This is a genomic window from Actinacidiphila cocklensis, from assembly GCF_907177275.1.
GTDB lineage: Bacteria > Actinomycetota > Actinomycetes > Streptomycetales > Streptomycetaceae > Actinacidiphila > Actinacidiphila cocklensis.
The window spans coordinates 55,653-79,648 of sequence record NZ_CAJSLV010000064.1 but is presented as its reverse complement, the minus strand read 5'-3'; the positions used below and the strand labels follow the sequence as shown (position 1 = coordinate 79,648).

General features: G+C 71.5%; 26 protein-coding genes. 11 read left to right on the top strand and 15 right to left on the bottom strand.

The annotated features are described in order from the left end of the window. Positions 1 to 75: 75 nt before the first annotated feature. A complete protein-coding gene (locus tag NFU81_RS23100; RefSeq protein ID WP_251492947.1) occupies positions 76 to 759 on the bottom strand; it encodes a winged helix-turn-helix transcriptional regulator in 684 nt (227 codons plus the stop codon). A gap of 161 nt (positions 760 to 920) precedes the next feature. On the opposite strand from NFU81_RS23100, the gene NFU81_RS23095 reads away from it, so the two are divergent. Further along, positions 921 to 1,424 (top strand): DinB family protein, encoded by a 504-nt coding sequence (locus tag NFU81_RS23095; protein ID WP_251492945.1) that lies wholly within the window; start codon positions 921 to 923, stop codon positions 1,422 to 1,424. A gap of 259 nt (positions 1,425 to 1,683) precedes the next feature. Here the strand turns inward: NFU81_RS23095 and NFU81_RS23090 are convergent, their stop codons facing one another. Together NFU81_RS23090 and NFU81_RS23085 are read right to left on the bottom strand one after the other, a co-directional pair. Beyond that, positions 1,684 to 2,820, bottom strand: coding sequence for a DUF2510 domain-containing protein (locus NFU81_RS23090; RefSeq protein ID WP_251492943.1), 1,137 nt, complete (start codon positions 2,818 to 2,820; stop codon positions 1,684 to 1,686). A gap of 98 nt (positions 2,821 to 2,918) precedes the next feature. Beyond that, positions 2,919 to 3,554, bottom strand: a complete 636-nt coding sequence (locus tag NFU81_RS23085; RefSeq protein ID WP_251492942.1) for a dihydrofolate reductase family protein — start codon at positions 3,552 to 3,554, stop codon at positions 2,919 to 2,921. 241 nt (positions 3,555 to 3,795) lie between these two features. Between NFU81_RS23085 and NFU81_RS23080 the strand changes: the two genes are divergently transcribed. After that, positions 3,796 to 4,362, top strand: a complete 567-nt coding sequence (locus NFU81_RS23080) for a hypothetical protein (protein ID WP_251492940.1) — start codon at positions 3,796 to 3,798, stop codon at positions 4,360 to 4,362. A 104-nt stretch (positions 4,363 to 4,466) separates the two neighbouring features. After that, positions 4,467 to 4,964 carry a hypothetical protein gene (locus tag NFU81_RS23075; RefSeq protein WP_251492938.1) on the top strand — a complete coding sequence of 166 codons (498 nt, stop codon included), beginning with the start codon at positions 4,467 to 4,469 and terminating at the stop codon, positions 4,962 to 4,964. A 54-nt stretch (positions 4,965 to 5,018) separates the two neighbouring features. On the opposite strand, the gene NFU81_RS23070 is transcribed toward NFU81_RS23075, so the two are convergent. Together NFU81_RS23070 and NFU81_RS23065 are read right to left on the bottom strand one after the other, a co-directional pair. After that, complete coding sequence (locus NFU81_RS23070; protein ID WP_251492936.1) at positions 5,019 to 5,621, bottom strand: hypothetical protein; 603 nt, start codon at positions 5,619 to 5,621, stop codon at positions 5,019 to 5,021. 24 nt (positions 5,622 to 5,645) lie between these two features. After that, positions 5,646 to 6,089, bottom strand: a complete 444-nt coding sequence (locus tag NFU81_RS23065) for a winged helix-turn-helix transcriptional regulator (RefSeq protein WP_251492934.1) — start codon at positions 6,087 to 6,089, stop codon at positions 5,646 to 5,648. A 111-nt stretch (positions 6,090 to 6,200) separates the two neighbouring features. Between NFU81_RS23065 and NFU81_RS23060 the strand changes: the two genes are divergently transcribed. Next, complete coding sequence (locus NFU81_RS23060; RefSeq protein WP_251492932.1) at positions 6,201 to 7,166, top strand: NADP-dependent oxidoreductase; 966 nt, start codon at positions 6,201 to 6,203, stop codon at positions 7,164 to 7,166. A gap of 92 nt (positions 7,167 to 7,258) precedes the next feature. On the opposite strand, the gene NFU81_RS23055 is transcribed toward NFU81_RS23060, so the two are convergent. Beyond that, positions 7,259 to 7,441: a hypothetical protein gene (locus tag NFU81_RS23055; RefSeq protein WP_251492930.1), complete on the bottom strand. Its 183-nt coding sequence runs from the start codon at positions 7,439 to 7,441 to the stop codon at positions 7,259 to 7,261. A 172-nt stretch (positions 7,442 to 7,613) separates the two neighbouring features. Here NFU81_RS23055 and fxsT point away from each other — a divergent pair, with 172 nt between their 5' ends. Beyond that, the gene (gene fxsT / locus NFU81_RS23050) at positions 7,614 to 9,794 is read left to right on the top strand and encodes an FxSxx-COOH system tetratricopeptide repeat protein (RefSeq protein WP_251492928.1); all 2,181 of its coding nucleotides are present in this window, start codon (positions 7,614 to 7,616) and stop codon (positions 9,792 to 9,794) included. 46 nt (positions 9,795 to 9,840) lie between these two features. On the opposite strand, the gene NFU81_RS23045 is transcribed toward fxsT, so the two are convergent. Then, positions 9,841 to 10,890 carry an aldo/keto reductase gene (locus NFU81_RS23045; protein WP_251492926.1) on the bottom strand — a complete coding sequence of 350 codons (1,050 nt, stop codon included), beginning with the start codon at positions 10,888 to 10,890 and terminating at the stop codon, positions 9,841 to 9,843. Positions 10,891 to 10,967: 77 nt separating this feature from the next. Here NFU81_RS23045 and NFU81_RS23040 point away from each other — a divergent pair, with 77 nt between their 5' ends. Together NFU81_RS23040 and NFU81_RS23035 are read left to right on the top strand one after the other, a co-directional pair. After that, positions 10,968 to 11,504: a TetR/AcrR family transcriptional regulator gene (locus tag NFU81_RS23040; RefSeq protein ID WP_251492924.1), complete on the top strand. Its 537-nt coding sequence runs from the start codon at positions 10,968 to 10,970 to the stop codon at positions 11,502 to 11,504. Positions 11,505 to 11,643: 139 nt separating this feature from the next. After that, complete coding sequence (locus NFU81_RS23035; protein WP_251492922.1) at positions 11,644 to 12,153, top strand: RICIN domain-containing protein; 510 nt, start codon at positions 11,644 to 11,646, stop codon at positions 12,151 to 12,153. A 42-nt stretch (positions 12,154 to 12,195) separates the two neighbouring features. On the opposite strand, the gene NFU81_RS23030 is transcribed toward NFU81_RS23035, so the two are convergent. Together NFU81_RS23030 and NFU81_RS23025 are read right to left on the bottom strand one after the other, a co-directional pair. After that, positions 12,196 to 12,441, bottom strand: coding sequence for a DUF397 domain-containing protein (locus tag NFU81_RS23030; protein ID WP_251492920.1), 246 nt, complete (start codon positions 12,439 to 12,441; stop codon positions 12,196 to 12,198). Beyond that, complete coding sequence (locus NFU81_RS23025; protein ID WP_251492918.1) at positions 12,438 to 13,295, bottom strand: helix-turn-helix domain-containing protein; 858 nt, start codon at positions 13,293 to 13,295, stop codon at positions 12,438 to 12,440. The genes NFU81_RS23030 and NFU81_RS23025 overlap by 4 nt, the downstream gene beginning before the upstream one ends. Positions 13,296 to 13,452: 157 nt before the next feature. Here NFU81_RS23025 and NFU81_RS23020 point away from each other — a divergent pair, with 157 nt between their 5' ends. From NFU81_RS23020 to NFU81_RS23010, 3 genes are all read left to right on the top strand, one after another. After that, positions 13,453 to 13,932, top strand: coding sequence for an ATP-binding protein (locus NFU81_RS23020; protein WP_251492916.1), 480 nt, complete (start codon positions 13,453 to 13,455; stop codon positions 13,930 to 13,932). 220 nt (positions 13,933 to 14,152) lie between these two features. After that, positions 14,153 to 14,737, top strand: a complete 585-nt coding sequence (locus NFU81_RS23015) for a PH domain-containing protein (RefSeq protein WP_251492914.1) — start codon at positions 14,153 to 14,155, stop codon at positions 14,735 to 14,737. Between the two features lie 305 nt (positions 14,738 to 15,042). Beyond that, a complete protein-coding gene (locus NFU81_RS23010) occupies positions 15,043 to 16,188 on the top strand; it encodes an FG-GAP-like repeat-containing protein (protein WP_251492992.1) in 1,146 nt (381 codons plus the stop codon). 65 nt (positions 16,189 to 16,253) lie between these two features. Here the strand turns inward: NFU81_RS23010 and NFU81_RS23005 are convergent, their stop codons facing one another. The 5 genes from NFU81_RS23005 to NFU81_RS22985 all read right to left on the bottom strand — a co-directional run bounded on the left by NFU81_RS23005 (position 16,254) and on the right by NFU81_RS22985 (position 20,950). Next, positions 16,254 to 17,282, bottom strand: a complete 1,029-nt coding sequence (locus tag NFU81_RS23005; RefSeq protein ID WP_251492911.1) for a branched-chain amino acid ABC transporter permease — start codon at positions 17,280 to 17,282, stop codon at positions 16,254 to 16,256. Beyond that, positions 17,279 to 18,145, bottom strand: coding sequence for a branched-chain amino acid ABC transporter permease (locus NFU81_RS23000; protein WP_251492909.1), 867 nt, complete (start codon positions 18,143 to 18,145; stop codon positions 17,279 to 17,281). Before NFU81_RS23000 ends, NFU81_RS23005 begins: the two co-directional genes overlap by 4 nt. Positions 18,146 to 18,149: 4 nt before the next feature. Then, a complete protein-coding gene (locus NFU81_RS22995) occupies positions 18,150 to 19,397 on the bottom strand; it encodes an ABC transporter substrate-binding protein (RefSeq protein WP_251492907.1) in 1,248 nt (415 codons plus the stop codon). A 109-nt stretch (positions 19,398 to 19,506) separates the two neighbouring features. After that, the gene (locus NFU81_RS22990) at positions 19,507 to 20,190 is read right to left on the bottom strand and encodes an ABC transporter ATP-binding protein (protein WP_251492990.1); all 684 of its coding nucleotides are present in this window, start codon (positions 20,188 to 20,190) and stop codon (positions 19,507 to 19,509) included. Position 20,191: 1 nt separating this feature from the next. Next, the gene (locus NFU81_RS22985; RefSeq protein ID WP_251492905.1) at positions 20,192 to 20,950 is read right to left on the bottom strand and encodes an ABC transporter ATP-binding protein; all 759 of its coding nucleotides are present in this window, start codon (positions 20,948 to 20,950) and stop codon (positions 20,192 to 20,194) included. A gap of 449 nt (positions 20,951 to 21,399) precedes the next feature. Here NFU81_RS22985 and NFU81_RS22980 point away from each other — a divergent pair, with 449 nt between their 5' ends. Further along, positions 21,400 to 23,331, top strand: a complete 1,932-nt coding sequence (locus NFU81_RS22980) for a glycoside hydrolase family 30 beta sandwich domain-containing protein (protein ID WP_251492903.1) — start codon at positions 21,400 to 21,402, stop codon at positions 23,329 to 23,331. Positions 23,332 to 23,370: 39 nt separating this feature from the next. Here the strand turns inward: NFU81_RS22980 and NFU81_RS22975 are convergent, their stop codons facing one another. After that, positions 23,371 to 23,958: a CGNR zinc finger domain-containing protein gene (locus NFU81_RS22975; protein ID WP_251492901.1), complete on the bottom strand. Its 588-nt coding sequence runs from the start codon at positions 23,956 to 23,958 to the stop codon at positions 23,371 to 23,373. Positions 23,959 to 23,996: the final 38 nt, after the last annotated feature.

The following is a 23,996-nucleotide window of genomic DNA, read 5'->3' as shown; positions in this document are numbered from 1 at the left end:
CCCGGGGCCGGCCGGTCGTCGGCCGTGCGTTCGGTCAGATGCTGCCATGCGCGCGCCGCGGACCGAAGGGGTGGGTTACGCCGGGACCGCGGCCCCCGCCACCGAGGGCCGGGAGCTGATCAGCACGTCCACCAGCCGGTCCACCGCCGCCACGTCGCCGCCGGCCGCCAGCTCGCCGCGCTGCGCGGCCGCGATGATCGGGCGGCGCCCCTGGAGCACGTCCGTCAACGTGACCAGGTCACCCGCGAGGGTGGCGTCGGGCCGCTCGGGCACCCCGCGCCCCACGGTGAGCGCGCCCTCGCCCACCGTCACCGTGAAGCGGTCGTCCCCGATCCGCACCGCCAGGACCACGGAGAGCCGGGGGACGTCCGCGGCGGGGGCGTAGCGCGAGCACAGCCAGAGCATCAGCGAGTCGGCACTGCGGTACGGGTCGGCGGTCGGCTCGGGGGTGCGCCCGCCCCAGCGGTCGAGTCCGACCAGCAGCGGCTCCAACTCCTGGCCCCACTCGGTGAGTTCATACACCCTTGCCCCGGCGGGCGGCCCCAGGGTGCGCCGCCGCAGCACCCCTGCGGCCTCCAGCTCCCGCAGCCGCTGCGCCAGCACGTTCGGGCTCACCCCCGGCAGTCCTGCGTGCAAGCCGGTGAAGCGTTTCGGCCCGAGCACCAGCTCCCGCACCACGAGCAGCGCCCACCGCTCCCCGACCAGATCCAGGGCGCGGGCGATGCCGCATCCGTCGCCGTATGTGCGCTTCGGCCTCATGGCGACCGCCTCCCGCGGGCGAGGAGAGCTGTGCAGCTGCGACAACCGGTGACAACAGCTTATGAACCAAGACTAGCCGCTAGCTTTTCAGGAGCCCTGGTGTGCGGCGGTCCCCGTTATGCGTTCGACAACGGGCGGCCGATCGAAGAGCATGCGTCCTCATGACACGAACCGATGTACCGCCCAGCGGGGACGAGCGCGCGTCGCTGGTCACCTTCCTCGACTACGTACGCGACACCGCGGTGATGAAGTGCGAGGGGGTCGCCGCGCAGGACGCGGGCAAGGTGCAGCTGCCCGGCTCCCCGCTGATGACGCTGGGCGGGCTGATCAGCCACCTGCGGTGGGTGGAGCACTGGTGGTTCGACGTGATCTTCCTCGGCGGCGAGGACAAGGGGCCGTGGACCGACGAGGACCCCGACCGGGAGATGCGGGTCGGCGCCGAGATCCCGCTGGACGAGCTGCTCGCCGACTACGCCGCCGACGCCGCCCGGCACCGCGAGACGGTCGCCGCGCACTCCCTCGACGACCTCGCCGAGCGCCCGATCCGCGACGGCCGCCGGATGAACCTGCGCTGGATCCTGCTGCACCTGATCGAGGAGACCGCCCGCCACAACGGCCACCTCGACATCCTCCGCGAGCTGGCCGACGGCACGACCGGCGACTGACCCGGCGGGGCGTCCGCCCTGCCGGGCACCAGCGCGTGGCCGGGCACTAGTGGCCGCCGCCCGGGGCTTCCGCCCGGCAGGGCACCGGCGGTAAGGCCTGGCCGAAGACCAGGCTCTGTCCCCGCCCATGAGGTGGCGTCATCCGTCGTCGCCTTACGGACCGTTCCTCCTCCGGGGGACAGCGCGTCGCGTTCACGTCGGGGCGGGGGGCGCGACCCCCGTGTGCCGCGCCCCCCTGGTCCTTGTCGCGTACGGGCGGTCAGAGCGATCCGGTGAGCGCCAGGGGAGCGGGCGGGTCGCCCGCAGTGTCGCCCGCCATGCCGATCACGGTGACCGTGCCGCGGGCGGTCGCGTCGACGCCGTCCACGTAGGGCGCCACGCCGTTGACGGACGGCAGGGCGCGCATCGACAGTCCCGCCGTCGTGCTCTTGAGCACGATCGACTCGGTGCGGTCCACGTCCTGTCCGACGGCCACGATGCCGCCGTCGGCGGTCCTCGCCAGGGATATCAGCTGCCCGGCCTTGGCCGGTGCCGCGACCTGGTGCCAGGCGGTGCCGTCGTAGTGCATGACCAGGGAGTGGCCCCAGTCCTTCTCGTCGAGCAGCGTCCGGCCGACCGCGTACACGTCGCCAGGCCCGTTCGCGGCGATGTCGTACAGCTCCCCGTTGACGCCGGTGAAGGGGATCGCGGCCGGCGTCCAGCCCGTCCCGTCGTAGTGGAGGGCGCGCGGCTGGTCGGTGTCGGAGAAGCCGGTGACCCACACGTCGTGCGCGGGCGTGGCCTCGATCGCCATGAGGTTCATGACGTCGGCGTCCGCAGGGACCGGCACGGCGTTCCAGGCGGTGCCGTCCCAGTGCCGCAGCAGCGGTGAGCTGATCTGCGTGTCCGGGTCGCTGTACCAGCCGGCGGCCCACGCGTCGGTGGGGGAGACGGTGGCGACGCGCATGTCCACGTTGCTGTTCTCCGGTACGGGGATGTCCGCGGAACGCCACGTGCTGCCGTCCCAGTGGACCGCGGGGACGGAGGTGCCGGACAGGGCGCCGCCCACCGCCCACACGTCCCGCGTCGAGGAGGCGTCGAGGTTCCGGTACCAGGTGTGGTCCTGGCCGTCGTCCGGGGTGGGGATGACCTTCCACCCCTGCCCGTCGCGGTCGTCCTTGCCGACCAGCACCGGGTGGTACGGGTCGACGGTGCTCTCCCGGCTGCCGACGGCCCAGGTGGTGTGGGCGTCCAGGTGCGTGATGTCCGCGAGGTAGCCCTGGGGGTACGGCACCGGCTCCGCGACCCACCTGCCTCCGGCCGCTGCGGCGCCGCCCGTCTGCGCGAGTGACGCCCCGAGGAAGGCTGCCATTGCGAGGGTCGCCTTGATGAGGCGCCCGCGTCCGGCAATCGTCATGTTCGGTCTCCGTTCCCGATCTTGGGGCTGTCCGCCCCTATGAGGACGCGCCGAACATGCGGAGCCGTCACATCAGCACCACGCGTGGCGGCGGGACTTCAGACGCCGCGGCTCGGGGCGCTCATGTCGCCCGTCGCGGGAATGCCGCCGGCCAGGCCGTAGCGCAGGTAGACGATGCCGTTCGGGCCGGCGGCCGGCGGGGCGAGGAGGGTGAGGTTCGTGGGGACCTCGCCGCCGTCGAAGACCTTCTTGCCGACGCCGAGCATGACCGGGTGGACCCACAGGTCGAGGCGGTCGAAGAGCTTCTCGCGCAGGAGGGTCTGCACCAGGTCCAGGCTGCCGACGACCTTCACGTGCTCGTGCCGCTCGCGCAGCTTGCGCACCTCGTCGGCCAGGTCCTGGCCGAGCTGCGTGGACCCGGCCCACGAGAGGTCGGCGGTGCCGCGGGAGGCCACGTACTTCGGGACGCGGTTGAAGATCTCGGCGATCCCGCCGTCCTCGCCGCCCTTCTGGTGCGGCCAGTAGGAGGCGAACAGGTCGTACGTGCGCCGCCCGAGCAGCAGCGCGTCGGTGTCCTCGTACGCGGCGCCGGCCTGCGCCCCGGTGACCTCGTCGATCAGGGGCGCCTGCCAGCCCCCGAACGGGAAGCCCCCCGCCTCGTCCTCCCCGGGACCGCCGGGCGCCTGCCCGACGAGGTCCAGCGTGGCGAACAGCTCGATTTCGATGAGGCCCATGGCGTGCTCCCGGTGAGGTGGTTGTCTCGCTCGGGGGGTAGACCGGCCGACCCCGGGAAACTCATCGCTGCGACGGCATCCGGCTTCGGCGGCATCCGTCCCGGCGTCGGCGCAGGCGTGGGTTTCGCCGCAGGTCCGATTGCGGCAGGTGTCTGCGTTCGGACGGCTGGAGCAGGATGCGTCATCTACGCTCGTGCAGGCGTGGGCCCGATGCTCGGCATGCCTGTGAATGGGTGGACTCATGTCGGATGGCGATATCAAGCGAAAGCTTCTCGTGCCGCGCCGCGAGTGGGTGCGCCCGGCCGGCGCCCGGAAGCTGCACGCTCTGGTGGAGTCGAGCATGGGTGAGGCCGAGTTCTACCGGCGGCGCAGCGCTGCTCAGGACTTCGACGCACGGGCCAACTGCCTGGAGGCCTGGGAGCTGGTGGTCGGTGGCGAGACCAAGATGAGCGTGCGCGACGCGGGTGCGCCGGGCATCTCCCTGCAGAAGAGAATGCGGACCGGAATCCACGGTGAAATCCTGGGAAACGAGTTCCGCGCGCAGGGGGCCATGCGCAACCTGATGTCGGCGCGCCGACGTGTGGACTTCACCTCTCACGACAAGGTGGTCAGCTTTCGCGCGCAGGGGTTCCGCCGGGTCATGTCATCGTCCAGCGGCGGAGTGTCGGTCCCCCTGGCACAGGAGAGCCGAGGGCGATGGAGCTGCGCGGGACTGGACGAACCCGATGCCGTGGTTCTGGTCTTCTTCGTCCTGGTGGGGCTGGACTTCTTCCTGGACTCCCCGCTCGGGGACCTCTCTCCGATCTGAGACGGGTCCGGATTCCTTGACGGAGTGGCCCAGCTGCACGGCTGAGTGACGTGGACCGCCCGGGGCCGAGCGGCGACACCTGCCGCGGCTGGTTGGATGCCGCCATGAGCGCAGGCACGCACGCGGAATCCGGGCTGACGAAGAGCGTCTGGAGCGACGCGGACTTCGACGTGATGGGGTGGCACGACGCCACCGTCCACGGGCTGTGCGTGCAGCCCGCCGCCTCCGACGACGCGCTGCCGCGCCTGCTGCTGGACCTCGACTACATCGTGCGCTGGGTGCATCCGGTCGCCCCGGAGACGCACTTCAGCTTCTGGATCGCCCCGTCCACGCTTGCCTTCGACGACGTCTGGGACGTCGAGGGCGACCTCGACTTCAAGGGGACGGCCCTGAGCCTCGACATCGACCACCTCCGGCGCTCGACCCCCGAGGACCCCCGCGGCGGCCCGCGCTGGCACCTCGAAGGACACTCCTTCGACCTGACCTTCCGGGCCGCGGGCTTCCACCAGTACATGCGCCGCCCGCCGCGGTTCTCCCCCCGCCTCGTCCTCACCCCCGCCGGCCGCGGAGGCCTCTCCTTCACGGAGACCGGCTTCGTGTGAGGGCTCGGCGCAGCGGCTGGCAAGGGGGCGCGCGGCAATGGGCGGATGCGCGGGTCAGCTGTCGTAGGCCTGCGGGGGCCGGTCCGGGGAAGCGGGGACGACGTCCAGGGACGGGTGGGTGGTCAGGGACGTGACCGCCGCCGCGCTCGCGGCGATGCCCGCCCAGTGGGGGTCGACGTCGCTGGTGAAGCACCAGGCGTGGTCCGCGGGCCAGGCGAAGGCGGGGGGCGGGCAGGGGCGGCCGGCGCCGAAGTGGTCCTCCCAGCGCTCGACCTCGGCCAGCGGCCCGGCGAAGAGCACGTAGCGGCGGTGGGGGAGGGTGACCAGCGGGCCGCGGGTCAGCTCGGGGGAGAGGAAGGACCCGGTGTAGCCCTCCCACACGCAGAAGTAGCAGTCGGCGGCCTCGCTCCCGGACGCCAGCGTGCGCAGGGCGATGCGGGACTGCTCGATCTCCGAGGGGTGGTCCTCGGGCAGGAAGACGTCGGCCTCGGAGAGTCCGGGTCCTGCCGGGTCGGGGATGAAGCGCAGCCGCGCGTACGCCGCGAAGCCGGGCGGGCCGAACGTGATGAGCCGCATCGGCTCGGCGCCCGAGCCCCAGCCCGAGCCGACGAGCCAGTCCGCCGCCGACAGTTCGTCCATACGCTGTAACCCGGCCACCTTCCGGAGCGTACAGGGCCGGCGTCACACGGCCCGTGGGCCACCAGGGTGCGGGAGGGGCTGGGGCGCTGCGGCGGCCAGTTCGTCGAAGGTCCGGCGTGCGCTGAGGATCTCGTGGACGTTCGCCACCGACCAGTCGGCGATGGCGCCGGTCAACCGCCCGGCGCTCACCCCGAGTTCGGTGAGCCCGTACTCCACGCGCGGGGGGACGGTGGGGTAGACGGTGCGGCTGACGAGGCCGTCGCGTTCGAGCTTGCGCAGCGTCTGGGTGAGCATCTTCTGGGTGATTCCGTCCAGCAGGCGCCGCAGTTCGTTGAAGCGCAGCGGCCGGTCGTGCAGCCGCAGGGCGCCCAGGACGAGCAGCGTCCAGGTGTTCCCCAGGGTTTCGACGACGGTGCGCGAGGGGCAGTCCCGGGGACCGTAGGGGGCGGCCCAGTCCGGGGAACTCGCCACTGGGGTGGTATCCATGAGGAACCTAGATATCAAACAGGTGCCTTCTTCACAAGGGATACCTGCACTGACCAGGATGGACACCGTGATCGGCACCAGCGATCACCACGATCCGACGGGAGTGCCCATATGACCATCCGCATGCGCGCGATCAGCCAGGACGCTTACGGCGGCCCGCAGGTGCTGAAGGTCGTCGAGGTCGACCGGCCGGCCCCGGGTCCCGGCGAGGTGCTGGTGCGGGTCCGCGCCGCCGGGGTCAACCCCGCCGACTGGAAGATCCGTTCGGGCCAGGTGACGAGGTTCGGCGAGCCGCCGTTCACCCTGGGGCTGGACGTCTGCGGCGTCGTCGAGGCCGTGGGCGAGCAGGTGACCCGGTTCCGGCCCGGCGACGAGGTGTACGGCGTGACCCTCCCGCCCCGGGGCGCGTACGCCGAGTACGCGGTCGCGCCGGTGGGCACGCTCGCCGCCAAACCGCCGAGCCTCGACAGCGTGCACGCCGCGGCGCTGCCCGTCGCGGCCCTCACCGCCTGGCAGGCGCTCGTACGCACCGCCGACGTCCGCGCCGGGCAGCGCGTGCTCGTCCACGCGGCGGCCGGCGGTGTCGGCCACCTGGCCGTGCAGATCGCCAAGGCGCGCGGCGCCCACGTCATCGGCACGGCCAGGACCGGCAACCACGCGTTCCTGCGCGAGCTGGGCGCGGACCAGCTCGTCGACTACACCGCCGTCGACTTCGCCGCCACGGTGACCGGCGTCGACGTCGTACTGGACACGGTCGGCGGCGACTACGGCCCCCGCTCCCTGGACACCCTGGCCCCCGGCGGGCTCCTCGTCGACGTGACCGGCTCCACCGGTTCCGACGCCCACCGCGACGCCGTCCGCGCCCGGGCCGGCGAACGCGGCCTGCGCTTCACCGAGTTCGGCTTCACCCCGTCGGGCACCGACCTGGACGCGATCACGGCCCTGGTGGAACAGGGCGAGCTGCGGGCGGCCGTCGACCAGGTCCTCCCGCTGGAGCACGCGGCCCTGGCCCACGAGCGCAGCGAGACCAACCGGGCGAAGGGCAAGATCGTCCTCACGCCTCAGCGCGAGTCGTGAGGAAGCCCGAGGGTAGGCGGCCCGCCGGGCTCACGGGGCCGGCCGGCGTGTCACACCTGGTCGCTGCGGTCGCAGGTGCCGAGGACGACGGGTCATGCGCCCCCTGTTTTGACGGTCACCTGGAGACAGTCGTCGCTGCTGTTGCCGTTGATCACCCGGTAGTTGGCCACAGCCGCCTGCGCCGAGGTCGCGGCGCCGACCATCAGCGTCGAGCCGAGTGCGAGCGCCGCGCCCGCACCGGCCAGCCGGGTGAGTGGTGAGACGTCCCATTCCATGTCGATCCCCTCTCGTTTCGGATTGCCGCCGTCCACGGTGAGGGGTGGCTCAGATCGGGTACGAAGTTCCCGGAGGAGCCCGGATCCGCTGGGCTCCGCCGCCGGATGAGCCACATGTCCGGACTCCGATGTCCGGACGATTCCGGAGGGCGAGACGGGGAGAGCGGCGTACATGGGCGGACCGGACTCACCGCAGAGCTGGTTCGTCAACCGGTTGCGGCGCCTGCGCACGTCCTCGGGGTCGCCCACCCAGGCGCAACTGCTGGCCTACGACGAGAAGAAGGTCCTCTCCCGGTCGTCGCTGTCGGACCTGCTGGCGGGCAAGTTCACCAAGCCGCCCCCGTGGGAGCGGGTCGCGGCCTACGCGACCGCCTGCGTCCGCGCCGCGCACGCCGCTCGGATCGACCTCTCCCCGGAGGAGGAACTCGCGCGGCTGCGCGGCGACCACGCCACGCTCACCGACCTGCTGGAGGCCGCGTTCAGGGAGGTCCGCGCTCCGGCGGCACGTCCCGCGGGCTCGCGAACCCGTCCGGCGACGTACCGGCTGCCGCCGCGCAACACCCACTTCACCGGCCGCGACGCCGCACTGCGGGAGTTGCGGCAGCGCCTCACCTCGGGCGACGACGGCGCGATGCAGGCCGTGCACGGGCTGGGCGGCGTCGGCAAGACGCAGCTCGCGGTGGAGTACGCCTACCTCTACCGGTCGGAATACCGGTACGTGGTGTTCGTGGACGCCGAGGACCCCGATCTGGTGGCGTCTCAGTTCGCGTCGCTGGCCAGGGAACTGGGGCTGGCGGAGGTGAGTTCCGAGCAGGTCGTCCCGCAGGTGTACGGGCGATTACTGGACCACGCGCCCTGGCTGGTCATCTTCGACAACGGGGAGAGGCCCGGCACGCTCCTGGACGCGCTGCCGTCGGGTGACCTGGGGAGCGGCGGCCACGTCATCGTCACGACCAGGCGCCGTGGCTGGTCGAGCAGGGCCGGCGTCATCGACCTGGAGGTGTTCACCCGCCGGGAGGCGGTGGAACTGCTGGCCCGGCGGGTGCGCGGCATGACCACAGCGGTGGCCGACCGGATCGCCGAGCAGCTGGGGGACCTGCCGCTGGCGCTGGAGCAGGCGGCCGGGTACATGGACTACAACCACACCGCACCCGAGGACTACCTGGCGCTGCTGTCCTCGCGGCTGGAGGACATGATCGCGCTCGGCGAGCTGCCGGACCGGCCGGCGGTGGTGGTCGCGACCCTGTGGCAGCTCAGCGTGCGCAAGCTGGAGGCCGAACAGCCGCAAGCCAGGCAACTGCTGGAGCAGTGCGCCCTGCTGGCGCCCGAGCCGATCCCGCTGGACCTGTTCACCGGCAGCACAGAACCGCTGAACGCAGCCGCGGCCGACCCGGTGGGGTGGGACACGACGGTCGGTGCGCTGGCCGGTCTGGGGCTCGCCAGGCGCGAAGCCACCTCCCTGGTGCTGCACCGGCTGGTGCAGGCCGCCGTCCGCGCCGCGATGCCGGCCGACGTACGCACCGACGCCCGGGTGCGGCTGTGCCGGGCGCTGCTCGCGGCGGTGCCGCACGACATCCACGGTGACCCGGACGCGTGGTCGCGATGGCAGCGACTGCTCCCGCACGCGCTCGTGGTGACCAGGGACGAGCCGCCGGCCGAGTGCTCCGCGCAGACCGCGGAACTGCTCAGGCTGGCCTCGGAGTTCCTCCTGTCGATCGGGAACCCCTCGGTGGCGCTGCCCCTGTGCGAGCGTGCCGTCGCGATCGACGAGTCGCTCGGACACAGGGATGCGGAACTCGGCTTCGACCTGATCACCTTGGCGCAGATCCAGCGGGACCGCGGCGCTCCGGAGCAGGCGGGTTCGACGGCGGAACGTGCCCTGCGCCTGCACGAGTCCTGCCTGCCGGCGGACAGCCCCGCCATCGCGACGGACCTGGCCACCCTGGCGCGCATCCGGCACCTTCTCGGTGATCACCGGGCGGCGGTGCCCTTGGCCGAGCGCGCGCTGCGGATCGACGAGGCGGCGTACGGGCCGGACGACCCGTACGTCAGCTTCGACCTGATCGCACTGGCGGGCGTCCACCTCGCCCTGGACGACCCTGCCGTGGCCGTGCCGCTGATCTCCCGGGCGCTGCGCATCCGTGAGGCCAGCTACGCGCCGGACCACCTGTACATCGGATACGCCCTGCTGCTCAAGGCCCGGGCTGTGCACGCGCTGAACGACCCCGCCGCGGCGGGCCTCGCGCGCAGGGGCGCGCAGATCCTGGACACGCGGCTGGGCAGGGCCCACCCCAAGACCGCCGACGCCTTCGCCCTGGCCGACGTGCTGGCGGGAACGGGTCCGGGATCCTGAACGCGGACCGTACGGCTGCTCGCGCCGCCGGCCGCCGGCCGCCGGATCAGGACAGCGCCATGCCGGGGATGCGGCGGCGGATCGCGTCCAGTTCCGCCTCGTCGGAGATGCCCTGCCAGTCGTACCGGGGCGTGTACGGCGCCTCCAGGGCGCGGACGTCCTCGTCGGCCAGTTCGACGTCCAGGGAGGCGACCGCCTCGTCGATCTGCCCGGTGGAACCCGCCCCGACCAGCGGTGCGGTGACGACCGGCTGGCGGCGCAGCCAGGCCAGCGCGATCTGCGCGCGGCTGACGCCGTGGGCGTCCGCCACCTGCCCGACCGCGTCGACGATCGCGCGGTTGGAGGCCTCCTCGGCGGGCGAGTAGAGCAGGTCCGCGAAGGCCCCGTCCGTGGCGGAGCGGCTCGTCGAGCGGGCGTCGTCCCACGCGCGGGCGAGACGGCCGCGGGCCAGCGGCGACCAGACGACCGTGCCGACACCCTCGTCCCGGCACAGCGGGACCATCTCGCGTTCTTCCTCGCGGGCGAGCAGGTTGTAGTGGTCCTGCATGGCCGCGAACCGCGCCCAGCCGTTCAGCTTCTGCAGGTGCAGCGCCTTGGCGAACTCCCACGCGTGCATCGACGACGCACCGAGGTAGCGCACCTTGCCCGCCTTCACGAGGTCGCTGAGTGCTTCGAGGGTCTCCTCCAGGGGAGTGGCATGGTCGTTGCGGTGTACCTGGTAGAGGTCGATGTAGTCCGTCCCGAGCCGGCGCAGCGAGTGGTCGACCTCGGTCATGACCGCCTTCCGCGACAGCCCGCGCCCGTTCGGCCCCGGACGCATCGGGTGGCGCAGCTTCGTGGCGATCACCACGTCGTCGCGGTCGGCGAAGTCCTTGAGTGCCCGGCCGAGGATCTCCTCGCTGGACCCGTTCGAGTACATGTTCGCGGTGTCGAAGAAGTTGATCCCCGCCTCCAGCGCATGCTTGATCAGCGGGCGTGCCTCGTCCTCGCCCTTCGACCAGACGGGGTGCCCGCGTTCGGGGTCGCCGTACGTCATCGCGCCGATCGCGATCGGGGACACGTCCATGCCGGTGGTGCCGAGCTTGATGTACCGCACGATGCTCCTCTAGATTATGTGGAGAGGTCTCCATTTACCGTAGTGGAGAACTCTCCACATAGCAAAGCGAGGATTCCGTGGTCCGTTCAGACGCCCGTGAGAACCGGGAGCGCATCCTTGCCGCCGCTCGCGAGGCGTTCGCCGAGGACGGCAGTACGTCGATGAACCAGGTCGCCCAGCGCGCCGGCGTCGGCGCCGGGACCCTCTACCGGAACTTCCCGACCCGCGAGGCGCTGGTGCTCGCCGTCTACCAGGAGGAGGTCGAACGCCTCATCGGCGCCGTCCCCGGCCTCCTGGAGCAGCTGCCGCCCCTCGAAGCGCTCCGCGCGTGGACGATGAGCCTGGTCGAGGCCATGCGCAGGAAGCACGGCCTCGGCGACGCCCTCAGCCCCGGCGCCCACCAGGCCATCGCCCAGCAGACCTACGCTCCCGTCGTCGCCGCCATCACCCGACTCCTCGACGCCGGCAAGCAGGACGGCGCGATCCGCGAGGACGCCGATCCCGAGGACTTCCTCCAGCTCACCGGCGCGCTGTGGCGTGCCGCAACGGAGCCCGTGGACCGCGCGCCGCGCATGCTGGCGCTCATCCTCGACGGACTCCGGGGGCGGCCGTAGCGGGGGCCGCCGCCCGCGCCGATTCGCGACTTCTGGCCATTGTTGTTCCGCCCCGCGAAGGCTCTGGTACGGGGTGTGACGGCCCGATTACGCTTCGGATCACCGTGGCCAGGGCGGCCGCGGTGAGAGGGGGACAACCATGCGAAAGTCCACCGTCACGGCGTTAGCCGGGGCCGCACTGTTCATGTCCGCCGCACTACCCACCGCGGCGGACGCGGCCGCACCGGCGGCGGCTCCCGGGCACGTGAAAGCGTCCGCGGCTCTCAGCTACGGGTACTTCGTGAACGGCGACAGCGGCAAGTGCATGGACGCGGCCTGGAGCCACGTCAACAGCACGCCCGTCGTGCAGTACGACTGCTATGTCGGCGCGACGCAGTACTGGAGCTGGAACGGCTCCGAGATCGTGAACGTGGACAGCGGCAAGTGTCTCGACGCCCAGTGGAGCCACGCCAACAGCACCGCTGTCGTGCAGTACGACTGCTACGGCGGCGCCACCCAGCTCTGGAGCCTGCGCGCGGCGGGCAGTTCGTGGGAGGTCGTCAACGCGGACAGCGGCAAGTGCCTGGATGCCGTGTGGAGCCACAGCAACAGCACCACGCTGGTGCAGTACGACTGCTACGCCGGTACCACCCAGCAGTGGCACGGATGAACAACCGGGGCGGGGGGCTTTCCCCCGCCCCACCCGGGGGTGTCAGAGGGCGCGGGCGTACGTGACGAAGGCCGACCACTCGGCGGGGGTGAAGGCCAGTCGGGGGCCTTCCTTGTCCTTCGAGTCCCGTACGTGGACGGTCTCGGGGCAGGCGGCGACCTCGACGCAGTCGTCACCGGAGCTCCCGCTGTAGCTGGACTTGTTCCAGGAGAGGGCGACTTCGATGCAGTTGTCGCCGGAGCTGCCGCTGTAGCTGCTCTTGAACCAGGCCAGTTCGGGGGTGCTCATAGCTCTCCTCGCAGTCGCCACAGCAGGCTCCTGGACTCCTCGGGGGTGAGGGCCTGCGAGCGCAGTTTTGCATACCGCTGTTGGAGCACGCTGACGCCTTTAGCGTCAGCGATGAGCTGGCCTGTCTCCTGGCCTTCGCCGTAGGCAAACCAACGGTGTTCGGGTGTCTCCTGCAGCACGATCGGGCCGTCAAGCCCTGGGTGTACACCGGTGGTCAGCGGAAGGATCTGGATCTCGATGTTGCGCTGGCGGCCCATCTCCATCGTGTGGTCAACCAGTTCCAGGCTGACGTCGCGGCCTCCTGTTCGGCGGAGGAACAGGTGCTCGTCAAGCACGAAGCTGAACGCTGTGTTCGGACGTTCCTGCAACAGGCGTTGGCGCTTGGCGCGCGCCGCCCACTGGGCCTCGATCTCCTCGTCGCTGAGGGGCGGTAGGCGCACCTCGAACAGGGCCCTCGCGTACGCCTCCGTCTGGAGGAGACCAGGCATCAGGCGACACTCGTACGTGCACAACGTGATCGCCGACTCCTCCTTCCTCGCCCACTGCCTGAACCAACTGGCCAGCCCCGGCTTGCGGCTGAGGTGCCGCACGGCGTTGCGCAACGCCCCCGTATCGCCAAGCAGCGGCTCGGCCCGCTCGACGAAGTCGGGATCGGGCATCCGTCGCCCGACCTCGATAGAGGTCACCGTGTGCTTCGAGAGGCCGACGAGGCCGCCGAACTCCTCCCGGCTCAGGCCGGCGTGTTCGCGTAAGGCCTGGACGAACGCGCCGAACGTCCGCAAGCTGTCGGAGTGTTCGGGCTCGCCTCCCGCGCCCGTACCGCTGCCGCCGCCGCCCGTACTGTTGGCCGTCATCGGCCACCTCCCGCGCACTCGCCCTGGTGGTACTACCGCCGTAGTACAGGGTCACCCTGGGTGACGTGTACTGTCCACCGTTGGTGCATGTACGCTCGCGCAGCGTACAAGGCGGGGCGCTGGTGTCACGGTGTTTCCGCAGGCCACATTGGGCATCATGAGAACTCCCACCACTCGTCAACTCCCGCTTGCGCAGGGTGAGTTCATCGAGCAGTTCAGCCAGCAGTTCAGCTCCACCCGCCGGGGTGCGCGGCTCGCGCGGCACCTGGCGCTGCACCAGTTGAGCGGCTGGGGAATCCCGTACAGCTCCGCCGAGTTCGAGGCGGCCGAGACGATCGTGGCCGAGCTGGCGGCGAACGCGGTGACGCACGGGTGCGTCACCGGGCGGGACTTCGAGCTGCGGCTCGTACTCAGCCGGGCCACGCTGCGTATCGAGGTCTCCGACACCCGCAGCGAGCGGCGCCCGCCAGGCCCGGGCGAACTCCTGTCCCCGGGGGCGCTCGCCGAGTCCGGGCGCGGACTGCTGATGGTCGAGGCGGTCGCGGACCGCTGGGCGGTGGTCGACCGCCACCCGGTCGGCAAGACCGTCCGCGCCGAACTCGACCTCCCCGCCCGCCCGGCGGGCAGGGCGCAGTAGTCCTGCGGCGCCAGACGCCGGCGGGCGGCGATCGGTTGCATCAGCAGTCGGCAGTGTTCGCCCTGGTGAAGCTGCCGCGTACGGCACAGGTGGATCAGGACAGCTGGTGCCACCATTGCACCCGCGAGCGAGATCCCTGATCCTGCTCGCCGGGGGGCAGGGCCGGACGACGGCGGGCGGATCGGACGTCCGTCGCGGGGGCGAGGTGGGGGGATGCGCTGTGAGTGCTGGGCAGGAACTGACTTTCCGGGGGAGGGACCGGTACCGCAACGCGCAGTGGTCGAGGATCTCCCTGCTGGGGGTGCTGGTGCTCGTCGAAGGAGCCGTCTCCTTCTCGCAGCTCAGTGCCGCGGCGGCCGGGTGGCTGGTGGGCGGGACGTTGGCGTTCGCCGGGCTGACCATCGTCAGGATGCGCCGGTGCCGGACGACGGTCGGGGCGGCCGGAGTCACCATCTGCTCGGACTTCGGGCGGGGGCGCACCCACCCCTGGAGTGAGGTCCGATGGGTCGGCGTCCATCACGCGAGAGGCCAGTTCGACGGCTACTCCACGCTCCAGGTCACCTTCGCGAACGGGCGGACCCGCTCGCTGCCCGCGCTCCAGCGCAGCTCCCTGTACCCCGACCCTGACTTCGACGCCAACTGCCAGGAGGTCATCGGCTGGTGGGAGGCGAGCACGGACCCGTCCACCAGGTTCCGGGCCACGGGCAACTGGCTGTACCGGAGGTCGCCTGAGCAGATCGGGAGGCTGGTGGGCGTGGGCGTCGGGGTCGTCATCGTGGCCGTCGTGATCCTGGCGCACAGGTAGCCGGGGTCACTGCCCGGCCAGGTGCGCCTCGCGGTCGGAATCGGCGGGCTCCACCCGCCGGGGATCGCGGCTGATGACCGACCGTGCAGGCGCCGGGGACGGCTGGGCTGTGGGGAGCCGGAGGGAATCGCTGGATCGGGTCCCGAGCCGCTTCGCCGCCTCCCCGGGCGCGCGGCGTGAATCGGTCGGTGGCGGCCGTGGGTGTCCGGGCCGAGGGATTATATTCACTGCTCAGATCTCAAGGGTGGGGACCCGACAGGGTGAGGAGTTCGGCTGTGCACAGGGCGATGGTGCGGGGTTTGGCTGTGGCAACGGCGGGCGCGGTGCTGGGGGTGCTGCCCGCGGCGGTCCCGTCTCAGGCGGCGAGCGGCGCCGGTGCATGCCCGATGGGCTACTACTGCGGGTGGACGGGCAGCGACGCCACCGGAAGCATGATGAAGACGAAGACGAACCTGTCGTCCTTCGGCGCCTTCAACGGCAAGCTGAAGTGGACCGTGAACCGCACGTCGAGCGTGGCGTGCCTGTACGGCACCGACGGCACGGTTCACACCGACCTTCCGGACGGTACCGGGGGCGGCGGCGGGGGTATCTACCTGAAGGTGATGACCTCGCTGAGGTTCTTCAAGACCGAACGCGAGTGCATCTGGACCGCCTACGGCCAGTGGTACTCGGAAAAGAGCCCCACGAAGGCGGGGTTCGGCGACATAAACGGTGACGGCCGCGCCGACGTGCTGTCCCGCGACACGGCGGGTCGGCTCTGGTTCGCACCGGGGGACAACAGCGGCCGGCTGATCGGCGGCGGTTGGAATTCCATGACCGCGATCACCCGGCACGGCGACCTCACCGGCGACGGAATCGAAGACCTCCTGGCCCGCGACACCACCGGGAAGCTCTGGCTGTATCCGGCCACAGGCCGGGGCGGCTTCCTGACCCGCAGACTGATCGGCACCGGCTGGAACACCATGTCCCGCATCGCCGCGGCCGGTGATCTCACCGGTGACGGGAAGAACGACGTCCTGGCCGCGGACAAGACCGGGAAGCTGTGGCTGTATCCCGGCACCGGGCACAGCCACGTCATGCCGCGGCGGCTGGTCGGCGGCGGCTGGAACTCCATGAACGCCCTGACCGGGCCGGGCGACCTGACCGGGGACAAGAAGAACGACCTGCTGGCCCGCGACACCACCGGGAGGCTGTGGCTCTACCCGGGCACCGGCCGCAGCAGCTTCGGGGCGCGCAAGCTCATCGGATCCGGCTGGAACGCCATGGAGTCCTTCGTCAGCGTCGGCGACACAGACGGTGACGGCATCAACGACCTCAACACCGTCACCAACGAGCTTTATCACGGCGGTGAAGTGGGCAGGCAGCTGCTCTACTCCGGCACCGGCCGTGGCACCTTCCGCGCGGCGAAGATGGTGAACGCCGACTGGTCAGAACTCAACGGCACGTTCTGACGGATGCGCTCTGACGGCCTCGACCGTCTGTGCAGCTCGGTGGCGAGGCCGCCGCGGACACGTCCCTAGCGCTTGGTCAGGTGTGGCGTGCGGTCGGGGTCGGCCGGCTCGGCCGGGTCCGGGGTCGGGGGCGCCGGGGGGCGCGGGCGGAGGAGGCGGGTGGCGGTGCCCCACAGGCCCTGGCGGAAGAGGAGGACGACGACGATGAAGACGCCGCCCGTCACCAGGTCGGTCTGCTCGAAGCCCGCCGTCGAGAGCCAGTCCTCCAGGCGGACGATCGCCGCCGCGCCGACCAGGGAGCCCCACAGCGTGCCGATGCCGCCGAGCACGGTCATCACCACGACCTTGCCGGAGGTGGTCCAGTCGACCTCCTGGAGGGAGGCGAAGCCGTGGTTGACGGCGAACAGGCCGCCCGCGAGGCCGGACAGGAAGGCGGATGCGGTGAAGACGGTGAGCTTGTAGCGGTCGGCGGGGTAGCCGAGGGCGCGGACGCGGTCGGTGTTGTCGCGGATGGCGGCGGTGACCCGGCCGAAGGGGGAGCGGACGATCCGCCGCGCCGCCGCGAGGCCGAGCAGCACGACGGGCAGGGCGGCGTAGTAGAAGGTGAAGGCGTCGGACAGGTCGACGCCCGGCAGGTTGCGCGGGATGCCCTGGAGCCCGTTCTCGCCGCCGGTGACCGCACTCCACTGGTTGGCGACGAAGTACACCATCTGCGCGAACGCCAGGGTGATCATCGCGAAGTAGATGCCGCTGCGCCGCACCGCGAGGTAGCCGATGGGCAGCGCCAGCACCGCGGCCGCCACCGCCCCGCCCAACACGGCGACGTAGAACGGCAGTCCGCTGTGCAGCGCGATCAGGCCCGTGACGTACGCCGAGCCGCCCCAGAAGGCGGCGTGGCCGAAGGACAGCAGGCCCGCGTGGCCGAGCAGCAGGTCGAAGGCGACCGCGAACAGGCCCCAGCACAGGATGTCGGTGGCCACCGGCGGATAGAGCACCCACGGCAGGATCGCCGCCACGGCCAGGCCCACCGCGAGCAGGCCCCACCGCATCCACGCCGGGCGGTCGCCCAGCCGTCGCATCAGGCCGAGGATCATGCGTGCTCCTCCTTGCCGAACAGGCCCGCGGGCCTGACCAGCAGGACGACGGCCATCAGCAGATAGACCGAGGTCTGGGACAGGACGGGGACGTACAGATTGCCGAGCGCCTGGAGCATGCCGATCGCGAACCCGGCGATGACCGAGCCGAAGACGGAGCCGAGGCCGCCGATCACCACGACCGCGAAGACGGTGATGATGAGGTCGGCGCCCATGTCGGAGTTGACCGCCCGCATCGGCGCGGCCAGCACCCCCGCCAGGCCCGCGAGGGCGACGCCGAAGCCGAAGACCGGCGTCACCCAGCGCCGGGTGTCGATGCCGAACGCCCGTGTCAGCTCGGGACGTTCGGTGGACGCCCGCACCACCGTGCCGATCCGCGTACGGGTCAGCAGCAGCCACACCGCCACGCACACGGCGACCGAGACGGCCAGCACGAAGACCTGGTAGGCCGGGTAGTCGAACAGCCCCAGGTCCACCGTGCCGCTGAAGGGCGCGTGGTCGTACGGCTGCGAGTGCGAGCCGTACTTCATCCGCAGCAGGTCCTGGCAGACCAGGGCGATGCCGAACGTCAGCAGGAAGTTGTACAGCGGGTCGAGGGCGGTCAGCCGCTGCACCAGCAGCCGTTCCATCGCCATCCCGGCGACGGCGAGCGCCGCCGGGACCAGCAGCAGCGCCCACCAGAAGCCGAGCCCCGCGCTGTCGCCGAGCACCACCGCGCCGAAGGCGCCGAGCATGTAGAGGGCGCCGTGCGCGAAGTTGACGACACGCAGCATGCCGAAGATGACGGCCAGGCCGAGGGCCAGCAGGGCGTAGAAGCTGCCGCTGACCAGGCCGTTGAAGAGCTGTTGCAGGAACGAGGTCATGTCGTCAGCCCAGGTGGCAGTCGGGGGAGGGCTTGTCGAAGGCCTGCGCCGCCGGGATGGTGCGCACCAGCTCGGTGTAGTCACCGTCCTGCGTCGCCTGGGCCGGCGCCTTGACCTTCGCCAGGTAGGCGTCGTGCGTCACCCGGTGGTCGGCGGTCCGCACGGTCGCGTTGCGCGCGAAGAAGTCGTCGAAGGTCATGCCGTTCAGGACCTTCGAGACCGACTCCGCCTTGTCGGTGCCTGCCTTCTGCACCGCCTCCAGATACGCGGTCGCCGCCGAGTAGTCGGCCGCCTGGTCGAAGGTCGGCAGCTGGCCGGTGCGCTGCTGGAAGCGCTGCGCCCAGGCCCGCGAGCGGTCGTCGAGATTCCAGAACCAGGCCGTGGTGAACATCGTCCCGGCGAGCTTGTCCGCGCCGATGGCCCTGATGTCGCTGTCGAAGAGCAGCCCGATGGCGAGCTGGACGCCCTTGTCCTTCACCTTGAACTGGTCGTACTGCTTCACGACGTTGGCCAGGTCGCCGCCCGCCTGGAGGGCGCCGAGCACGTCCGGCTTCGGGTTGAGGGTGGGCGCCTTGAGCAGGAACGTCGAGTAGTTGTCGCTGGGGAAGGGCGTCGGGTCCTTCGCGACGACCCGGCCGCCCGCGCTCTCGATCGCGGGCGTGAACTTCGCCTGCATGTCCTGCCCGAAGGCGTAGTCCGGGTAGATCAGATACCAGTTCTTGCCGCCCTGCTGCGTCACCTGCGTACCCGTGCCGTGCGCGAGCATGTAGCTGTCGTACGCCCACTCGTACGTGTACGCGTTGCAGGACTTGCCCGCCAACTCCGTCGTGGCGGCACCGGTGTTGAAGTACAGCTTCTTCTGCTGGGCGGCGACCGTCTGCACCGCGAGCGCCGCGGACGACGTCGGCACGTCGAACAGGGCGTCGGCGCCCTTGCGTTCGTACATCTCCCTGGCCTGGGTGTTGGCGACCTCCGGCTTGTTCTGGTGGTCCGCCTTGATCACGTCGATCTTCTTGGTGACGGCCTTGTCGCCGTACTTCTTCTGGAAGTCGTCCGCGGCCATCTGCACCGCGGCGACGGCGCCGTTGCCCGCGAGGTCGGCGTAGACGCCCGACAGGTCGGTGAGCACGCCCAGGGTGAGCTTGCCGCCGCTGATCTTCCCGCCGCCCGAGCCGGGGCCGCCGGCGCCGCAGGCCGCGAGCAGCGTCCCCACCGCGGCCGCGGCCACACCCATCGTCAGCCTGCGCTTCATTGCACTGCCTCCAGATCCGGGCCGCGGCCCGAGGTTGCGAAGTTGCGGGCGTCGGCCCGGGGTTGCGGGCGTCGGCCTGAGGTTGCGGGCGTGCGCCCGGGGTTGCGGGCTACAGCCCGAGATGGGCGAGGAGTTCGTCCTCGCGCTGCTTGACGTCGCGGTTGTCCAGGGCCTCGACGACCCGGCCCTGCGCGAGCAGGTAGTGGCGGTCCGCGACGGTCGTGGCGAACCGCAGGTTCTGCTCGACCAGCAGCACCGAGACCCCGTGCTCCTTGGCGCCGCGCAGGATCTCGCCGATCTGCCGCACGGCCACCGGGGCCAGGCCCTCGGTCGGCTCGTCGCACAGCAGCACCCGCGCGCCCGCCCGCAGCACCCGGGCCAGCGCCAGCATCTGCTGCTCCCCGCCGGACAGCCGCCCGCCCGGGAAGCGGCGCCTGGCGGCCAGCACGGGGAAGGCCTCGTAGACCCGGGCCAGCGGCCACGCCGAGCCTGCGGCGACCGGCGGCAGCGTCAGGTTCTCCTCGACGGAGAGCCCGGCGTAGATCCCGCGGTCGTCGGGGACGTAGCCGAGGCCGAGCCTGGCCCTGCGGTGGGCCGCGAGCCCGGTGATGTCCCGCCCCGCCAGGACGATCCGGCCCGCGGCGGGCCGGTGCAGGCCCATCAGGCAGCGCAACAGCGTCGTCTTGCCCGCGCCGTTCCTGCCGACCAGGGTCACCACCTCGCCCTCGCCGACCGTGAGAGACGCCCCGTCCAGGGCCGTGGCCTCGCCGTAACGGGCGCTGACGCCCTCCACCTCAAGCAACGTCGGCTCCCAAGTACGCCTCGACGACCCGCGGGTCGCTCCTGACCTGCTCGTACGGGCCGGTCACCAGGACCTCGCCGCGCTGGAGCACCGTCACCGTGTCGGCCAGCGAGCCGACGACCGTCATGTTGTGCTCGACCATCACCACGGTCCGGCCCTTGCGGATACGGGCGATGAGGGCGACCGTGCGGTCGACGTCCTCCAGGCCCATCCCCGCGGTCGGTTCGTCGAGCAGCAGCAGCCGCGGGTCCAGCGCGAGCGCGAGCGCGAGTTCCAGTGCCCGCTTCTGCCCGTACGGCAGGCTGCCCGCGGGCCGCTCCGCGAGGTCGGCGAGGCCGACCTCGGCGAGGATGTCCTGGGCCGGGGCGGAGAAGCGGCGCATCAGGTTCTCGCTGCGCCAGAAGCGGCGGCCCAGGCCCTCGCGCGCCTGGAGCGCCAGCTCCACGTGGGCGCGGACGCCCATCTGCGCGAAGAGGCTGGTCACTTGGAAGGACCTCGCGATGCCGCGGGCGGCGATCCGCTCGGGCGGCTGCCCGGTGATGTCCTGGCCGGCGAAGGTGATCCGCCCTGCGGTGGGCGGGAGAAACCCGGTGAGCAGGTTGAACAGGGTTGTCTTTCCTGCCCCGTTGGGTCCGACGAGTGCGTGCACGGTGCCCTCGGCGACCGCCAGGTCCACCGCGTTCACGGCGCGGAAGCCCTGGAAGTCCCTGCACAGGCCGTGTGTCGCCAGGATGCTGCGGTCGTCGTCCATGCCCGGTGACGGTATTTTCCGCACCCCGCCCCGACGATGGTGCCTACCGCCACAAGAGCCCCACCGATGTGTGGGCCACATCCCTATCCAGCGGTACGCATCCGCTGGGCGCGGTGCCGTGGGGGTGCCTCTCCCGCGGGAGGGTGCGCTTCCGCTGGGCGCGGTGGTCGCGCGGTCCCCTGCGCAAGGGGGGTGCCGCCCAGGGGCGCGGGGAACTGCGCGCTCAGCCGGCCACCGGCGGGTGGTCCGGATCGGACCGTGAGCCCCTCTGGGACGGTGGCCGCCCGGCGGCGAATGGCGAGGCGTTACAGCGAGGTGTTACATCCGCGGCCGGAACCTGGCGCTCCGGACGTGCGGCACAAGCCTTGACAGGCAAGGCAGCGCAACGGTTCCCTGGGCGGAACACCCCAACGTTTCCAACGTGTTACATGTGTTTCAAGGAGCTCCCGATGAGACGCACCCTGGGCGCCGCGGCGGTCAGCGCCGCCGCTCTGTGCCTGACCTGCCTGCCCGCCGCGGCGACCGCGGCTCCGGCCACCCACAAGACGCAGCCGAGCGCGCATGTGTGGTTGACCACCGCCGACGACTCCGCCCAACTGCAGCCGCAGGCAAGCGTCGCGTTCCACGCCGGCGGCTCCGATCTGACGACGATCACCGTCGACCCGAACCAGACCTTCCAGCGGATGGACGGCTTCGGCGGCGCGATGACCGACTCCTCCGCGGCGGTGCTCAGTTCGCTGCCCGCGGCGGCGCGCGCCGCGGCGATGCGCAAGCTGTTCGACCCGCGGCAGGGCATCGGCGTGAGCTTCCTGCGCCAGCCCGTCGGCTCCTCCGACTTCACCGCAGCGGCCGCGCACTACACGTACGACGACATGCCCGCAGGGCAGACCGACTTCGGCCTGAAGAACTTCAGCGTCGCCCACGACCAGGCGCAGATCCTGCCGTTGCTGCGGCAGGCCAGGCAGCTCAACCCGCAGCTCACCGTGATGGCCACGCCGTGGAGCCCGCCGGCCTGGATGAAGGACTCCGACTCGCTGGTCGGCGGGCACCTCAAGGACGACCCGGCCGTCTACCAGGCGTACGCCCGCTACCTGGTGAAGTTCGTGCAGGCCTACGCGGCCGCGGGCGTCCCCGTCGACTACCTCACCGTCCAGAACGAGCCGCAGAACCGCGCGCCGAACGCGTACCCCGGCACCGACCTGGACGTGCGGCAGGAGGTCGCCGTCATCGAGGCGCTCGGCCCGCTGCTGCGCGAGGCGAGCCCGCGGACGAAGATCCTCGCGTACGACCACAACTGGACCACCCACCCCGGCGACATCGCGACCGCCGAGAAGCTGGGCGAGGACCCGCAGACGGACTACCCGTACGAGGTGCTGGACAGCTCCGCCGCCCGCTGGATCGCCGGTACCGCGTACCACTGCTACTCCGGCGACCCCAGCGCGCAGACCGCGCTGCACGACGCGCACCCGGACAAGGGCATCTGGTTCACCGAGTGCTCGGGCTCGCACGGTGCCACCGACACGCCCGCGCAGATCTTCCGCGGCACCCTCACCTGGCACGCCCGCACGATCACGGTGGGCACCACCCGCAACTGGGCCAAGTCCGTGGCCGACTGGAACCTCGCCCTGGACCCGGCGGGCGGCCCGCACAACGGCGGCTGCGACACCTGCTCGGCGCTGCTGACCGTCGCGCCCGACGGCACCGTCACCACCAACGCCGAATACTCCACGATCGGCCACCTGTCGAAGTTCGTGAAGCCGGGTGCGGTCCGCATCGGCAGCACGAACTACGGCACGACCGGCTGGAACGGCCAGCTCACCGACGTCGCCTTCCGCAACCCGGACGGCTCCACGGCGCTGGTCGTGCACAACGAGAACGACAACCCGCGGTCCTTCACCGTCGCGGTGGGCGGCGAGAGCTTCGACTACACGCTGCCGGGCGGGGCGTTGGCCACCTTCACCTGGCCGCGTGACGGGCGGCTCGTGAGCCCGCTGCACGAGGTGCCGCTCGACGGTGCCACCGTCTCGGCCTCAACCCCCGCCTCGGCGGCACTCGTTGCTGACGGCGACGGGTCCACCCGCTGGACCACCGGGGCCGCGCAGACCCCGGGCCAGTACGTCCAGCTCGACCTGGGCCACCGGGTCGCCTTCCGGCGGGTGGGGATCGACAGCGGTGACAACCTCGGTGACTACGCCCGTGGTTGGACGCTGTCGCTGAGCGACGACGGTACGCACTGGCGTGACGTCGCCTCGGGCGCCGGTACGGGCCAGCTCACGAACGTCGACCTGCGGTCCGCTGCCGTCGCACGCTACGTCCGGGTGAACCAGACGGCTGCCTCGGGCAGTTGGTGGAGCGTGGCGGACCTCCACCTCTACCGCTGACGCGGTGCGCGGGGGTGCTGCTGCGTGCGGCGCCCCCGCTCATCCGCCGGCGTGGGCGCGCCGGTGGGCCGCGACCCGTTCGCGGGTTGCGCACCGGCGGGAGCAGTAGCGGCGTTCCTGGCCGCTGCCCTGGGTGATGAAGACGTTGTCGCAACTGGGCGAGGCGCAGATCCTGCCGGGCGGATGCTGACGATCCCAGACCAGGACGGCCAGGGCCAGGCAGGACGAGGCGAGGAGCCATTCGTCCCAGGGTCCGTCGTCGTCGCGGTCGACGTGCGGGTGCCAGGGGGTGCTGCCGCTGTGCGAGGTCAGGCGGAGCGGCCCGGTGTGCTCCTGGAGGAGGCGGTTGAGGACGGCCGCGGCGGCGTCGGCGTGCTCGGCGGCGAAGACCTGGCGTAGCAGGGCGGCTGCCGTACGCATCCCGGCGACGTCGTGGGCGGTGAGGTCGAGGGGGTCCGTCTCGCCGTACGCGCGGAGGACGTCGGCGACGTCGGCGACGTCGGCCGGGTCGGGGCGGTCGCCGGACAGGGCGTTGACGAGTGCGGCGGCCCGCCGGGCCGTGGCCAGTACGGAGTGCCGGGTGGACCAGTCGTCGCTGTCGGTGGACACCGTGCGAATGTAACGCATCTTGAAAGGTTCTGAGTTACCACCGTAACGTCGCTTCG